Annotated in this window: 12 protein-coding genes; 7 read left to right on the top strand and 5 right to left on the bottom strand. The window is 64.5% G+C overall.

Translation table 11 applies throughout. The features are described from left to right. Positions 1 to 59: 59 nt before the first annotated feature. Positions 60 to 332, top strand: coding sequence for a helix-turn-helix domain-containing protein (locus ACVJ5M_RS37320; protein WP_014497240.1), 273 nt, complete (start codon positions 60 to 62; stop codon positions 330 to 332). Between the two features lie 8 nt (positions 333 to 340). Here ACVJ5M_RS37320 and ACVJ5M_RS37315 read toward each other — a convergent pair whose 3' ends face one another. Continuing rightward, positions 341 to 1,573 carry an aminotransferase-like domain-containing protein gene (locus ACVJ5M_RS37315; protein ID WP_063984941.1) on the bottom strand — a complete coding sequence of 411 codons (1,233 nt, stop codon included), beginning with the start codon at positions 1,571 to 1,573 and terminating at the stop codon, positions 341 to 343. A 54-nt stretch (positions 1,574 to 1,627) separates the two neighbouring features. Beyond that, entirely contained in the window at positions 1,628 to 2,155 is a 528-nt protein-coding gene (locus ACVJ5M_RS37310; protein WP_063984940.1) for a DUF3124 domain-containing protein, read from the bottom strand. Positions 2,156 to 2,222: 67 nt separating this feature from the next. On the opposite strand from ACVJ5M_RS37310, the gene ACVJ5M_RS37305 reads away from it, so the two are divergent. The 4 genes from ACVJ5M_RS37305 (at position 2,223) to ACVJ5M_RS37290 (ending at position 7,680) form a co-directional block, all read left to right on the top strand. After that, positions 2,223 to 3,953 carry a cation:proton antiporter gene (locus ACVJ5M_RS37305; RefSeq protein ID WP_063984939.1) on the top strand — a complete coding sequence of 577 codons (1,731 nt, stop codon included), beginning with the start codon at positions 2,223 to 2,225 and terminating at the stop codon, positions 3,951 to 3,953. 190 nt (positions 3,954 to 4,143) lie between these two features. Beyond that, positions 4,144 to 5,220, top strand: coding sequence for a 3,4-dihydroxy-2-butanone-4-phosphate synthase (ribB, locus tag ACVJ5M_RS37300; protein WP_063984938.1), 1,077 nt, complete (start codon positions 4,144 to 4,146; stop codon positions 5,218 to 5,220). 138 nt (positions 5,221 to 5,358) lie between these two features. Continuing rightward, positions 5,359 to 6,573 (top strand): acyl-CoA dehydrogenase, encoded by a 1,215-nt coding sequence (locus ACVJ5M_RS37295; RefSeq protein ID WP_028148218.1) that lies wholly within the window; start codon positions 5,359 to 5,361, stop codon positions 6,571 to 6,573. A gap of 189 nt (positions 6,574 to 6,762) precedes the next feature. Beyond that, positions 6,763 to 7,680 (top strand): MBL fold metallo-hydrolase, encoded by a 918-nt coding sequence (locus ACVJ5M_RS37290; RefSeq protein WP_063984937.1) that lies wholly within the window; start codon positions 6,763 to 6,765, stop codon positions 7,678 to 7,680. Between the two features lie 72 nt (positions 7,681 to 7,752). Here the strand turns inward: ACVJ5M_RS37290 and ACVJ5M_RS37285 are convergent, their stop codons facing one another. Together ACVJ5M_RS37285 and ACVJ5M_RS37280 are read right to left on the bottom strand one after the other, a co-directional pair. Beyond that, entirely contained in the window at positions 7,753 to 8,607 is an 855-nt protein-coding gene (locus tag ACVJ5M_RS37285) for a DUF1499 domain-containing protein (RefSeq protein WP_063984936.1), read from the bottom strand. 290 nt (positions 8,608 to 8,897) lie between these two features. Further along, on the bottom strand, positions 8,898 to 10,526 hold the full coding sequence (locus ACVJ5M_RS37280) for a fatty-acid--CoA ligase (RefSeq protein ID WP_063984935.1): 1,629 nt from the start codon (positions 10,524 to 10,526) through the stop codon (positions 8,898 to 8,900). 64 nt (positions 10,527 to 10,590) lie between these two features. Here ACVJ5M_RS37280 and ACVJ5M_RS37275 point away from each other — a divergent pair, with 64 nt between their 5' ends. Next, positions 10,591 to 11,688, top strand: a complete 1,098-nt coding sequence (locus ACVJ5M_RS37275; protein WP_063984934.1) for an extensin family protein — start codon at positions 10,591 to 10,593, stop codon at positions 11,686 to 11,688. Between the two features lie 36 nt (positions 11,689 to 11,724). Here the strand turns inward: ACVJ5M_RS37275 and ACVJ5M_RS37270 are convergent, their stop codons facing one another. Beyond that, positions 11,725 to 12,411: a L,D-transpeptidase gene (locus ACVJ5M_RS37270; protein ID WP_063984933.1), complete on the bottom strand. Its 687-nt coding sequence runs from the start codon at positions 12,409 to 12,411 to the stop codon at positions 11,725 to 11,727. A gap of 337 nt (positions 12,412 to 12,748) precedes the next feature. On the opposite strand from ACVJ5M_RS37270, the gene ACVJ5M_RS37265 reads away from it, so the two are divergent. Further along, positions 12,749 to 13,726 carry a magnesium transporter CorA family protein gene (locus ACVJ5M_RS37265; RefSeq protein ID WP_063984932.1) on the top strand — a complete coding sequence of 326 codons (978 nt, stop codon included), beginning with the start codon at positions 12,749 to 12,751 and terminating at the stop codon, positions 13,724 to 13,726. Positions 13,727 to 13,884: the final 158 nt, after the last annotated feature.

The raw sequence follows: 13,884 nt of genomic DNA, 5'->3' as shown, positions 1-13,884 counted from the left end.
ATGAGGCCGGTCGTATCAAGGGTAGGATGGCGCTCCCGAAGGCGAAGTTGGTGAGAGCGATGCTGAATCAAGTCGTGGATTTCGCGGGCGAGGTACTGCCGGGGAGCTGTGCCGTGCCGCCTTATTCCGAGACCGCGTTCCTGGCCGAGCTGGGCGAGCGCTTGAGGTCCTCGCGTGCGCGGTGCGAGCTGTCGCGCCGGGAGCTGGCACGCCGCTCCGGGATTTCCGAGCGCTACATCGCCCAGATCGAGGCCGGCAAGGGCAACGTCTCGATCGTGCTGCTGCTGCGGCTGGCCTCCGCGATCCACGGCAGCCAGCCTCAGGTGGCCTAGAGCGAGCCTTAGGCCCGCTTCTCCACGTTGGCGCTGCGGGCCGGCACGCCGAACTCCTTGCGGCAGACCTCGGCCAGCACGGCGACGCCCTCACGGATCTGCTGATGCGAGGGGCTCGCAAAGCACAGCCTGAGCCGCGAGCTGGAATGGGGCTTGTTGGTCGACCATTCCGGGCCCGGATTGATCGACACGCCGGCGGCGAGCGCGGCTTGATAGAGTTTTAGCGTATCGACCTGGTCGGGCAGCTTCACCCACAGGAAGATGCCGCCCTTGGGCTCCTCGAACTCGGCCGCCGTCCCGAACTGCTCGTTCAGCGCCTCCATCAGCGTATCGAGCTTGGTGCGCAGCGCCTTCGTCAACGCGGGCACGTGGGTCGAGAAATGCGGCTTGCAATAGGCGGCCAGCACCATCTGCTCCAGTGCGCCGGAGCCTGCATCCGTCTTCAGCGCCAGCATCCGCGACATCACATCCCAGGGCGCGACGATGAAGCCGACGCGCAGCGCCGGTGCGATCGATTTCGAGAACGAGCCGATATGGATCACGCCGCCGTTCGGGCTCATCGCGTGGATCGCCGGCGGTCGCTGCCCCGACCAGACGAGATCGGCGTAGCAATCGTCCTCGAAGATGGGCACGCCATATTCGGCCGCGAGCCGCACCAGTTCGGTGCGGCGGCTCTCCGGCATGATGCTGCCGGTCGGGTTCTGCACGGTCGGGATGGTGTAGATGTATTTCGGCCGGATGCCGCGGCTCTTCAAATCGGCCAGCGTCGAGGCCAGCACATCCATGCGCATGCCGTCCTTGTCGAGGGGGATACCGACGACGTTGACCCCGAGCCGCGCCAGTCGGGTCAACGAGCCCTGATAGCTGTCCTGCTCGAAGATCACGGTATCGCCGCGTGTCAGCAGCGTCGCGTTGACGAGGTCGAGCGCCTGGAGCGAGCCGGAGACGATCAGGAGATCGTCGACGGTGCAGTTGATGCCGGCGTCGCGCTTCAGTTTTGTCACCAGGAATTCGCGCAAGGGCAGGTAGCCCTGCGGCCCGTGCGCCAGGCCGTAGGTCGCGAGCGAGCGGCCTTCCTTTTGCAGGGCGGAATTGGTCGCCTCGATCAGGCCGTCGAGCGGCAACTGCTCGGAATCGTTGTTGCCGCCGACGAAACTGTACTTGGCGAGGCCCGTCCAGCGCGCGGAAGGGGCCGGCAGCCCTGCGGGAAACAGGGGCGCGAAATCGAAGCTGGACGTCATGGGGGCGTTCCTCGTTTTGTTCTTGTTGAGCGGCCGGCCTTGCGCCGGCGTGCCTTACTTCTTGCCGGCCGTCCTCGTCGGACGGCCCAGGCTGATGAAAGCGTAATGCGCATTGGCGACGCCGCCAACCATCAAGGCCTCGACCACTGGCTCGGCGATCTCGCCTGTTGCGGCCCAGTCGACAAGGAAATTGGCCCCGGTCCCCCCGCGCACATCGTCGGTCGGAATGAAGATCGAGACGGTGGCCAGAGGCTTCAGCGCCACCTGGCCCTTCAGGTAGGTCTCGACCTGCTTGCCTGCGGTGTCGAAATAGGCGATGCGTTTGACCACCAGCGGCTGGGTCTCGGAGGCGTTGTGAACGCTCAGCGTCACCGAGAAGTCGACACGTAGTTTGCCCTGGCTCATCGCGACGCTGGAATAGGCGGGCACATAGAACCCGCCGGAGACGGCGAGTTCCTCCTTCGGCAGTGTGGTGAGCGAATCGGCAAAGTTTTGTTCGATATTGACTTTGGATTGCGCGGCTGCGGGCGCGGCAGAGGCGAGGGGACATAGCAGCATTGCTGCGAAAAGCCCTGCTCGCATGTGACGAATTGCTCGCTTGCCGCGCCGCAACCTGGCCCTAGGGTGCGGCAAAACGGACCAATTTGGTATGCACGAACTCATTCGCGACATCACTCTCTGTATTCTGTTTGCCTGGATGCTGGGCCTGCTCGCCCATTTCTCCCGGCAGCCGCTGATCCTGGCCTACCTTATCGCCGGCTTCTGCATAGGTCCATTCGGTGCCGGCTGGGTCAAATCGCAGGAATCGATCAGCGTCATCTCCGAGCTCGGCCTGATCTTCATGCTGTTCATGATCGGGCTCGAGATCGACCTGAAGAAGATCGTGCGGGCGGGAAAGGTGATCCTGTTCGCGGCGGGCGGCCAGCTCATCGGCGGCTGCGTGCTCGGGGTGCTGTTCTTCGTTGGCATCGGCCTGTCGCTCGGCGGTGGGCATTTCGATGCGGTCTATCTCTGCGTCGCCTGCGCGCTGTCGAGCACCGTGATCATCGTCAAGGTGCTCTACGAGAAGCGCGAGCTCGACACGCTGCCCGGCCGCATCACGCTCGGTGTGCTGGTGCTCCAGGATATCTTCGCCATCCTGTTCCTGGCGGTGCAGCCGAGCCTCGCCAATCTCGAGGTCAGCGTCATCCTGCTGTCGATCGGCCGTGTCGCGGTGCTGGTCGCCGCCGCGCTGCTGGTCAGCCGCTACGTGCTGCCGCGCCTATTCCATCAGATTGCCCGCCGCCCCGAGCTGATCCTGCTTGGCGCGCTCGCCTGGTGCTTCCTCGTCGCCGAGACCGCGGAGCGGCTCTCACTCTCGCGCGAGATGGGTGCGCTGATCGCCGGCGTTTCGCTGTCGACCTTCCCTTACGCCCTCGACGTCACCGCCAAGGTCACCACGCTCCGCGACTTCTTCATCACGCTGTTCTTTGTCGCGCTCGGCATGACCATTCCCGTGCCGGGCCTCTCCGTGATCGGGCTTGCCTTGATGATCGCGGCGTTCACGGTGGTCAGCCGCCTCGTCACCACCTTCGCCCCGCTCTACCTGATGAAGCAGGGCCTGCGCGCCAGCCTGTTGCCGGCCCTTAACCTCGCGCAGATCTCCGAGTTCTCGCTGGTGGTGATCCAGACCGGCGTCGCCGACCATCATATCGCGGCCGAAACGGCGAATGCGGCCTCCTTTGCCTTCGTGGTGCTGGCGGTGCTCTCGACCTTCGTGATGACCCGCAGCGACGAGATCACCCGCTGGGCGATCGGCCCCCTGAAGCGGATCGGCCTGCGCGACCTCGACCATGGCAACGGCCACGCCGAGGAGGGGCACGAGGGCGGCCACGGCGAGGCCCGCCGCATCGTCATCCTCGGCTTTTTCCGTGCGGCGAGCGCGCTGCTGGCCGAGATCGAACGGCAGGCGCCGGTGCTGCTCGAGCAGATCACCGTGATCGACTTCAATCCCAATGTGTACAAGACGCTGCTATCGCGCGGCCTGCACGTGATCTATGGTGACATCAGCAGCGCCGACACGCTGCTCCATGCCGGCGTCGGCAAGTCCGAGATGATCATCCTCAGCGTGCCGGACGCCCTTCTCAAGGGCGCCAGCAACGAGAAGCTGGTCCGCCACGTCCGTACCCTCAACCCGACCGCCATGATCGTGGCCACGGCCGATCTTTTGTCGGATGTGAGCGAGCTCTACGCGGCCGGCGCCAGCTACGTCACGGTGACCCGGCTCAGCGACGCTCATGAGCTGTTTACCGTGATCGAAGCGGCCCAGGCTGGCCTGCTGGCCGACAAGCGGGCCGAGCTCGATGTCCGGCTCGGCGAGCGGCGCGAAGTGCTGCCCTGAAGGCGGCGCGGCCGCTTTCCGTCCGGGCCGTGTGCGCCTATATCCCTGGTATCTTCGGTGCAAGCCTTAGACCCGCGGGCCGGCCCGCCATCAGGCATATGCGGTTGCGTCCAGGACACTAGCGCTTGGGGCCAAGTCCGGCTAAGGCGTCCGGCTAAGCCTCCCGGCCATAACCGATAGAGATTGGGAAATGCCCGATAACGTTCAGGAAGTCTTGCAGGCCTTTGCCCGGGGTGAGCTCGTGGTCGTCACCGACGACGAGGACCGCGAGGGCGAGGGCGATCTGATCGTCGCCGCCTCGCTCTGCACCGCCGAGAAGATGGCGTTCATCATCCGCCATACCTCCGGCATCGTCTGCGCGCCGGTGACCACCGAGGACGCGCGCCGCCTCCGGCTCGATCCGATGGTGGCCCACAACGATTCCGCGCACACCACCGCATTCACGGTCTCGATCGACTACAAGCCCGACGGCGGCACCGGCATCTCGGCCGAAGAGCGCGCCTCGTGCTGCCGCGCGCTGTCCAATCCCAATGTCGGCGCCAACGATTTTGCCCGCCCGGGCCACATCTTCCCGCTGATTGCCAAGGACGGCGGCGTGCTCTTGCGCTCCGGCCATACCGAGGCCGCGGTCGATCTGTGCAAGCTCTCCGGCCTGCCGCCGGTCGGTGTCATCAGCGAGCTGATGAACGACGACGGCAGCGTGATGAAGGGCGAGCAGGTTGCGCAGTTCGCCGCCAGGCACAAGCTCAAGCATGTCACCATCGCCGACATGATCGCCTACCGCCAGGTGCGCGAGAAGCTGATCGAGCGGGTCTCGACCTTCGTCACCGACAGCCCGATCGGGCCGCTTCAGGGCTATGCCTACCGCTCGCCGTTCGATTCCATCGCCCACGTCGCGTTCGTCTATAACGGCGTCGGTGACGGCAAGAACGTGCTGACGCGCTTCCACAAGCCCAACATTGTCAAGGACATCTTCACCGGCCACAAGCGCATGGCGGCGGTGCTCGAGCACTTCAAGAAGTCCGGCCGTGGCGTCTTGGTTTACCTGCGTGACGGCGCCGCCGGTGTCCCCGTTGCTCCGCTGCCCGATGAGAGCGCGAGCGAGGCGGACCGCAACCGCCAGTGGCGCGAGGTCGGTGTCGGCGCGCAGATCCTGCGCGACCTCGGCGTCACCTCGATCCGCCACCTCACCTCTTCGGTGCACGACTACAAGGGCCTGTCAGGCTTCGGCATCGAGATCGTCGCCAACGAGCAGCTTGAAAGCTAGCGCTGTCATTCCGGGGGCGCGCGTTGCGCATCCCCGGGGTTCACGCAGAGCCATCCATCTGCAACGCAATTGCACTTGTTGCCGCGGCGCTTTACTTTGTCGGGCAAATTTTGACGGAACCAGACGAAAGGACGTTTCATGAGCGTGCGCCCTCAGACCAAGGACAAGCCGGCTGCGGCTTCTTTCCAATGGGACGATCCGTTCCTGCTCGACGAGCAGCTTACCGAAGACGAGCGCATGGTGCGCGACACCGCGCGCGCCTATGCCCAGGACAAGCTGCTGCCGCGCGTCACCAAGGCGTATCTCGAGGAGAAGACCGACCGCGAGATCTTCAACGAGATGGGCGAGCTCGGCCTGATCGGCATTACGCTGCCTGAGGAATATGGCTGTGCCAATGCGAGCTACGTCGCCTACGGCCTCGTCGCGCGCGAGATCGAGCGGGTCGATTCCGGCTATCGCTCGATGAACTCGGTGCAGTCCTCGCTGGTGATGTACCCGATCTACGCCTATGGCGACGAGAACCAGCGCAAGAAGTACCTGCCGAAGCTCGCCAGCGGCGAATGGGTCGGCTGCTTCGGTCTCACCGAGCCCGACGCCGGCTCCGATCCGGCCGGCATGAAGACCCGCGCCGAGAAGGTCTCGGATGGCTATCGCCTGACCGGCAGCAAGATGTGGATCTCGAACGCGCCGATCGCCGACGTGTTCGTGGTCTGGGCCAAGTCGGCCGAGCACGACAACCAGATCCGCGGCTTCGTGCTGGAAAAGGGCATGAAGGGCCTCTCCGCGCCGAAGATCGGCGGCAAGCTGTCCCTGCGCGCCTCGATCACCGGTGAGGTCGTGATGGATGGCGTCGTGGTTCCCGAGGACGCGCTGCTGCCCAACGTGTCCGGCCTCAAGGGCCCGTTCGGCTGCCTCAACCGCGCCCGCTACGGTATCTCCTGGGGTGCGCTCGGCGCCGCCGAGGACTGTATGCACCGCGCCCGCCAGTACACGCTCGATCGCAAGCAGTTCGGCAAGCCGCTCGCCGCGACCCAGCTCGTGCAGAAGAAGCTGGCGGACATGGAAACCGAGATCGCGCTGGGCCTCCAGGGTTCGCTTCGCGTCGGCCGTCTGATGGACGAGGGCAAGTTTGCCCCCGAGATGATCTCGATCATGAAGCGCAACAATTGCGGCAAGGCCCTCGATATCGCCCGCGTCGCGCGAGACATGCACGGTGGCAACGGCATCTCGGCCGAGTACCACGTGATGCGCCACGTCCATAACCTCGAGACCGTCAACACGTACGAGGGGACTCACGACGTCCACGCCCTGATCCTGGGACGTGCGATCACGGGCATCCAGGCGTTTTTCTAGTCGCAGCGTTCTTCGGCCGCGGCTAGTTTGCTCCGCTGTCATCGCCCGCCCTGTGCGCAATTGCGCACTAGAGCGGGCGATCCAGTATCCCAGAGACCTCGCCTTCGCCTCAGGCGCCGCGGCGTACTGGATACCCGCTTTCGCGGGGTATGACGGTGAGGGTTGGGGCTGCAGTGCACAGGAAGTCCCATGTCCGACAACGACGACATCCCGTTCAACCGCAACTTTCCGCTCAAAGCCGGTGTCGTCGAGGAAGTCCGTCCCGGCGTGCGGCGCGTGCTCTGTAACAATCCGAGCCCGTTCACCTTCACCGGCACGGTCAGCTACATCGTAGGCCAAGGCAACGTCGCGATCATCGATCCCGGCCCGGACGATGAGGCGCATGCGGCGGCGCTGCTCGATGCCGTGCGCGGCGAGACGGTGAGCCATATCTTCGTCACCCACACCCATCGCGACCATTCGCCGAACACGGCACGGATCAAGCAGGCGACCGGCGCGCCTGTCTATGCCGAGGGCCCGCACCGTGCCTCGCGACCGCGCTTCGAGAGCGAGAAGCACAATCCGGAGTCCGGCGCCGACCGCGATTTCGCGCCCGATATCAGGATCGCCCATGGCGACGTCGTCGAAGGCGACGGCTGGCGTCTGGAGGCCGTGGCGACGCCCGGCCACACCGCCAATCATCTCGCCTTCGCCTGGCCCGAACGGAAATTCAACTTCGTCGGCGATCACGTGATGGGCTGGTCGACCTCGATCGTGGCGCCGCCCGACGGCTCGATGATCGACTACATGGAGTCGCTCGACCGCCTCGCCGGGCGCGAGGAGGATCTGTATTTCTCAGGCCACGGCCCGGAGATCCCGGACGGCCAGCGCTTCGTGCGCTTCCTGATCCGCCACCGCAAGGCGCGCGAGGCCTCGATCCTGCATCGCCTAGCCAAGGGCGAGGCCGATATCCCGACCATGGTGCGCGCGATCTATATCGGTATCGATCCCAGGCTGACGACGGCCGCCGGCTATTCGGTCCTGGCGCATCTGGAAGATCTGGTCGCGCGCGGCGTGGTGACGACGGACGGCGATCCCGTGATCGGTGGAACGTATCGAATGGCTTAGGGGCGAATGGCGAATAGGGAGCAGCGAATAGGTGCTTTCCACTCGCTATTTGCTACTCCCCATTCGCCGATCTCATTTCTTCACCGTCTTCGCCGGTGCCTTCGGCGGCGCGACCGGCGTCTTCTTCACCGGTTTCAGCGCGTCGGCGTCGGCGGCGGTGTTGAGATCGTCGATGAATTTTTTGACGCGCGCGGCGTTGCTGCCGAGATCACTGTCGAAATAGCGCGACGCCGAGCGGATATCGACGCGGGAATCGTCACCGTCGGGCACGACCCGGATCGAGATGTCCTCGCGGAACCCCATGATCGGCGTCCGTGCCACCGCCTCGATGCGACCGATACGGCGCGGCGGCTGCGGCTCGCGCTCGTCGATGACGAGCCATTTGCGCTTGATGACGAGCTGGCGCGCGATCGCATAGGCCCGATCGACGGGGATCTCCAGCTCGATCGGCTCGATGTCCGGGTAGAACTGGCGCTGCTGCTCGGCCGAATAGAGGCCGGCATAGACCGCGGTGTTGGTGCCATCGCCGGTGCGCAGATGCGCGAGCGCGTCGAAGCGCGGCGGGTCGATCGGGTTGGTCGTGATGTCGTAGATCGGGGGCAGCTTGCGGTATTGCAGGGCGAGATAAGCGGGATAAGCGAGGATCGCGCCGTTGATGAGGAAGGCGAGCAGGATGCGCCCCATGCCGCGCGAGCCGTTCTGCCAGATCGCGGCAAAGCCCGCGAGCCCAAACAGGATCGAGAGGCCGGCGATCGCGAGCCCGCCGAAGAACGTCATCAGCGCCGGCCTCATCTCCAGGAAGTCGAAGCGGACGATGATGATCGAGACCACCACCGCCACCACCGCGAACACGGCCAGATTGCGCGCCCAACTCGCGAGGCTGGACACGGGCTCCGACTGATAGGGAGCGGAAAACCTGCGGGCCATAGGGTGAAGCTCTGCCGGGGGTTTGGGCGATGTCGGCCGATTTGGCGCGACGATGGGCCGTTGAGACCACGGCCCGGAGGCAAATTCAAGGGTTCCGCATGCGCCCAGACCGTCATGCCCGGGCATAGCCGTCCGAAGGACGGCGTCGCTTCCGCTCGCCTATGCCCGGGCATCCACGTTCTCCGTGCCGCGGGGCAAGGCGTGGATGGCCGGGACAAGCCCGGCCATGACGTTGTGGGGCTTCAATGCGTCGAGCGCTCACGCCCTCCAGGGGAGGGTGGTACCGAGGGTTACGCCGCCGCGTTCGGGAAACGGTAATCCTTGAACTGGTCGCGTAGTGCGGTCTTCAGGATCTTGCCGGTCGCGGTGTGCGGAATGCCTTCGACGAAGGCGACGTCGTCAGGCATCCACCATTTGGCGATCTTGCCGTCCATGAACTTCAGGATGTCCTCGCGGCTGGCCTGCTGGCCCTGCTTGAGCTGCACGATCAGCAGCGGCCGCTCGTCCCATTTGGGATGATAGATGCCGATCACGGCGGCCTCCGCCACGGCGGGATGGCCGACCGCGAGGTTTTCGAGGTCGATCGAGGAGATCCACTCGCCGCCGGACTTGATCACGTCCTTGGAGCGGTCGGTGATCCGCATGTAGCCGGCCTCGTCGATGGTCGCGACGTCACCGGTGTCGAAGAAGCCCTCCTCGTCGAGGATGTTGCTGTCGACGCGGTAATAGGCCTTGGCGACGGCGGGGCCGGAGACCTTGAGACGGCCGAAGGTCTTGCCGTCCCAGGGCAGCTCCTTGCCGGCATCGTCGGTGATCTTCATCTCCACCGCAAAGGGCGCATAGCCCTGCATCTGCAGCACGTCGAGCCGCGCCTCACCGGTCGCATTCTGGAACGGCGGCTTCAGCGCCGCGACGCTGCCGATCGGGCTCATCTCGGTCATGCCCCAGGCGTGGCGCACGTTCGAGCCCATGTCGAGGAAGGCCTTGATCATCGAGCGCGGCATCGCCGAGCCGCCGCAGATCACCATCTTCAGAGCCGGCAGCTTCAGATTGTTGGCGGCCATGTGCTGCAGCAGCATCAGCCACACCGTGGGCACGCCCGCCGTGTGCGTCACCTTCTCGGTCGAGAGCAGCTCGTAGACGGAGGCGCCGTCGAGCTTGGCGCCGGGCATGACCAGCTTGGTGCCTTGCGAGGGGGCCGAGAAGGCGATGCCCCAGCTATTGGCATGGAACAGCGGCACCACCGGCAGCATTGTCTCGGACGCGCTGGTGCCGAGCGCATCGACATTGTTTGCCATCAGCGCGTGCAGCACGTTGGAGCGATGCGAATACAGAACACCCTTCGGATCGCCCGTGGTGCCGGATGTGTAGCACATCGCGGCGGCCGTGTTCTCGTCAAAGTCCTTCCATTCGAATTTGCCGTCGGCCTCCGCGATCCAGTCCTCGTAGGCGACCACATTCTTCAGCGTGGTCTCAGGCAAATGCGCCTTGTCGGTGAGCACGACGTAGCGTTCGACGCTTGGCAGCTTGTCGGCGATCTTCTCCAGGACCGGAACGAAGGTGAGGTCGGTCATCACGATGCGGTCCTGCGCATGGTTGATGATCCAGGCGATCTGCTCGGGGAAAAGGCGGGGATTGACGGTATGGCAGATGGCGCCGATCCCCATGATGCCGTACCAGACCTCGAGATGGCGCCAGGTGTTCCAGGCGATCGTTGCGACCCGGTCACCGAGCTTGATGCCGTCTCGCTCCAGCACCTGCGAGACCTTGAGCGCCCGCTTGTGGATTTCGCCGTAGGTGGTGCGATGGATCGGTCCCTCGACCGATCGCGTAACGACCTCCTGCTTGCCATGAATCTTGGCGGCGTGTTCGATGATCCGGTGGCAGAGCAGGGGCCAATCTTGCATCAAACCAAGCATTCAGACATTCCTCCGAGGTGGGCTGGACTTTTTATAGCTCTCAGCGCTGGGCCAAAGAATTGTCATGAGTTTTAGCCTGCCGGACTTTCGCCGCAAATGGTCTTGTCGCGGCTATATGTCCGCAGGCGCGGCAATGGTTACCGCTGCGCTCGGGCTGTCGCTTGTGCTGGCGGAGCGGGCAGAAGCACGAAAATATGCTGCGCCGCTGGATATCTTTGGCCTCGGGACACCACGGCCACGTACGAAGGTGCACTCCGCCAGGATACCGCTACCAAAGCCCCGTCCGGAGGAGGCCCCCCAAGCAACGGACGAGGCCGCGCCGGAGGCAGAGGGGAAGCCTTCCGCAGACAAGCCGAGCGCGACCAAGCCCGCCGAGGCCGCGCCGCCGCCCGAGAAGCAACTCTCGGCCTGCCGGCTCGCCTTGACCGAGGAGATCGCAGTCGCGCCGTCCATTCCCGATATTCGCGGCCCCGGCGCCTGCGGCGGCGAGGATCTGGTGCGCCTGGAGGCGATCGTGCTGCCGGACAAGCGCAAGGTGGCGGTCAAGCCGGCGGCGATCCTCCGCTGCACCATGGCGTCCGCGATCGCCGATTGGGTGCGCAAGGACATGGTGCCGCTGGCGGCGAGCCTCGGCTCGACCATCAGCGATCTCGACAATTTCGACAGCTTCGAATGCCGAGGCCGTAACCGCGTCGCCGGCGCGATGCTGTCCGAACACGGCAAGGCCAACGCGCTCGACGTCCGCGCCATCAAGCTCGCCAACGGGCGGTCGATCGGCCTGACCGACCGCGGCATGCCGCGCGATGTGCGCGAGCGCGTGCTGCATTCAGTCTGCGCGCGCTTTTCCACCGTGCTCGGTCCGGGCTCGGACTGGTATCACGAGGACCACATCCATCTCGACCTGGCGCAACGGCGCAACGACTACCGGATTTGTCAGTGGAACGTCTGGGATCCCCTGCCGCAGGTCGCCCCGTTGCTGCCGGCGGGACGGCCCGAGGAGGCGCCGCCGCGCGAGGTCGCGGCCAGGCCTGAGGCCAAGGATGGAGCCAAGGACGGAGCTGATGACGAGCCGGCGCAGAAATCCCCTGCGCCGGCGGACAAGTCGGCCGCCGATGGCACCAAAGCCGAGCCGCACAAGCCGGCAACAAAAAAGCGCCGGTAAAACCGGCGCTTTTGAATGTCCGAGAGCAGGAAGCGATCAGTAGCTGCCCGCCTGGCCCGTCTGGCTGCCGCCGAGCGCGAGGCGCGAATTGTAGGGCGAGTCGCCATGCTTCGGCTCGAGCACCACGACGATGGTGCCGACCTTGACGCGGCCATAGAGGTCGATGGCATCCTCGTTGGTCAGGCGGATGCAGCCCGACGAGATCGAGGCGCCGATATATTCCGGCTGGTTGGTGCCGTGAATGCGGAACAGCGTGTCCTTGCCGCCGGAGTAGAGATACATCGCGCGGGAGCCCATCGGATTGTCCGGACCCGGTGCAACGTAGGTCGGCACGCCCAGTCGCGAAATCTCGCCCGGGGTCGGATGCCAGGCCGGCCACTCGGTCATGCTGCCAACCTTGGCAATGCCCGACCATGCCATGGCTTCTTCGCCGACGGTAATGCCGTAGCGGATCGCCTTGCCGCCATCCATCACCCAGTAGAGGTAATGGTTGTCGGAATCGACCACGATCGAGCCCGGCGATTCCTTGCGGTGGTAATCGACGATGGCGCGGCGGAACGGCTCGGCGACCGGGGTGTTCTCGTACCGGACCTTGGCGAGGAGTTCCTTGTCCTTCGGCTTGAAGGCCTTGGTGTCGGTCGCTTCAAAATGTGTGGCCTGCATGCAGCCCGACAGCATCAGGCCAGCGGCCAAAATACCCAGCATAACTTTCAGCGACGACATGATTTGGTTCCAATCGACAACAACTAGCTTTCGCGGGGCTTGAGACGCGCCCAAACCACGACTCCGTTGGGCCCTATTATCGTTGAAATCTGCCACAATTCCAGCGTTTCGGACCTTTTCCCGCGCTGCAAGAGCCGAGCTGTGGCTTTTTTGCCGCAAGTTTTGCGCTCCTGTGCTGGTTTTTAGGCAAAGCACGCCCGACTGTCGATTCCGTGCCACGGTTGGGCCACGGCGCCGCCACAAATGCAAACGCTCCGTTAATGTGCTTGTCATCATGAACTTGTCAGAATCGCGCTAAGGGCTGTCACTCTGTCGCAGGCCCCTGCTGGAGTTGTGCATGTTTTCTGTGTTCGTTCCCACCGACTCCTCCCTCAAGAAAGCGGTTGTCGAAGACCTCGCGGCGGTTCCAGAGCATGCGGTGTGGATCGACCTGGTCAACCCGACCGCGGCTGAGGACAAGGCGGTGGAGCGGCTCTCCGGTATTGCGATCCCGACCCGGGAGGACATGCAGGAGATCGAGATCTCCAGCCGCCTCTATATCGAGAACAGCGCCCGCTACATGACGGCAACGCTGATGTGCCAGTCCGACACCGACATGCCCCGGACCACGGCTGTGACCTTCATTCTCGGCGACCATCGCCTGGTGACGGTGCGCTACGACCAGCCCAAGCCGTTTGCGCTGGTCGAGGCCAAGCTGGCCCGTTCCTGCACGCCCGCGATCACCGGCGAGATGGTGCTGATGGAACTGCTGGACGCCGTGATCGACCGCTGCGCCGACATCCTGGAGCGCTGCGGCGCGGAGATCGACCAGGTCTCGCACGACATCTTCGAGCCCGAGAGCGAGCGCCACGGCCACGCCAAGCAATATTCCCAGATCCTGATCTCGATCGGCCGCAAGGGCGACCTGACCTCGAAGGTTCGCGAAAGCCTGGTGTCGATCGGCCGCGTCGTCACCTTCCTCTCCGCGGTGGTGGAGGGCGTGAAATGGTCGAAGGACATGCGCGAGCAGCTCAAGACCATGCAGCGCGACGTCGCCTCGCTGACCGACCACGCCTCTTATCTCTCCAGCAAGATCACCTTCGTGCTCGACGCCATGCTCGGCGTCGTCAATCTCGAGCAGAACAACATCATCAAGCTGTTTTCGGTCATGGCCGTTGTCCTGATGCCGCCGACGCTGATCGCCTCGATCTACGGCATGAATTTCAAGGCGATGCCGGAACTCGAATGGGTCCACGGCTATCCGATGGCGCTGGTGATGATGCTCGCCGCCGCGATCGTCCCGTACTGGCTCTTCAAGTGGAAGAAGTGGCTTTGATACCTACCGAGACCTTACGCTGTTCAACGAGACACGATGGTTGGTGTCGCAGAATAGAGCGGGATTGAGGCCGCGCCGTGATGTGTGCCCGCCGCCCCAATTCCTCCGGTAAAATTTGAGCAGTGGGCTGAACGTTTGCGCGAAACTTGTCTGCGATA

It is taken from the genome of Bradyrhizobium sp. S3.7.6 (assembly GCF_054061875.1).
The sequence above is the reverse complement of the archived record's forward strand: the minus strand, read 5'-3'. Positions and strand labels throughout refer to the sequence as shown.

What these genes read in the sequence shown, in the direction of transcription:
- ACVJ5M_RS37280 (WP_063984935.1), bottom strand. Translation starts at nt 10,526, where the DNA reads ATGCTTGGTTTGATGCAAGATTGGCCCCTGCTCTGCCACCGGATCATC.
- ACVJ5M_RS37285 (WP_063984936.1), bottom strand. Translation starts at nt 8,607, where the DNA reads ATGGCCCGCAGGTTTTCCGCTCCCTATCAGTCGGAGCCCGTGTCCAGC.
- ACVJ5M_RS37310 (WP_063984940.1), bottom strand. Translation starts at nt 2,155, where the DNA reads ATGCGAGCAGGGCTTTTCGCAGCAATGCTGCTATGTCCCCTCGCCTCT.
- ACVJ5M_RS37275 (WP_063984934.1), top strand. Translation starts at nt 10,591, where the DNA reads ATGAGTTTTAGCCTGCCGGACTTTCGCCGCAAATGGTCTTGTCGCGGC.
- ACVJ5M_RS37305 (WP_063984939.1), top strand. Translation starts at nt 2,223, where the DNA reads ATGCACGAACTCATTCGCGACATCACTCTCTGTATTCTGTTTGCCTGG.
- ACVJ5M_RS37320 (WP_014497240.1), top strand. Translation starts at nt 60, where the DNA reads ATGCTGAATCAAGTCGTGGATTTCGCGGGCGAGGTACTGCCGGGGAGC.
- ACVJ5M_RS37270 (WP_063984933.1), bottom strand. Translation starts at nt 12,411, where the DNA reads ATGTCGTCGCTGAAAGTTATGCTGGGTATTTTGGCCGCTGGCCTGATG.
- ACVJ5M_RS37290 (WP_063984937.1), top strand. Translation starts at nt 6,763, where the DNA reads ATGTCCGACAACGACGACATCCCGTTCAACCGCAACTTTCCGCTCAAA.
- ribB (WP_063984938.1), top strand. Translation starts at nt 4,144, where the DNA reads ATGCCCGATAACGTTCAGGAAGTCTTGCAGGCCTTTGCCCGGGGTGAG.
- ACVJ5M_RS37315 (WP_063984941.1), bottom strand. Translation starts at nt 1,573, where the DNA reads ATGACGTCCAGCTTCGATTTCGCGCCCCTGTTTCCCGCAGGGCTGCCG.
- ACVJ5M_RS37265 (WP_063984932.1), top strand. Translation starts at nt 12,749, where the DNA reads ATGTTTTCTGTGTTCGTTCCCACCGACTCCTCCCTCAAGAAAGCGGTT.
- ACVJ5M_RS37295 (WP_028148218.1), top strand. Translation starts at nt 5,359, where the DNA reads ATGAGCGTGCGCCCTCAGACCAAGGACAAGCCGGCTGCGGCTTCTTTC.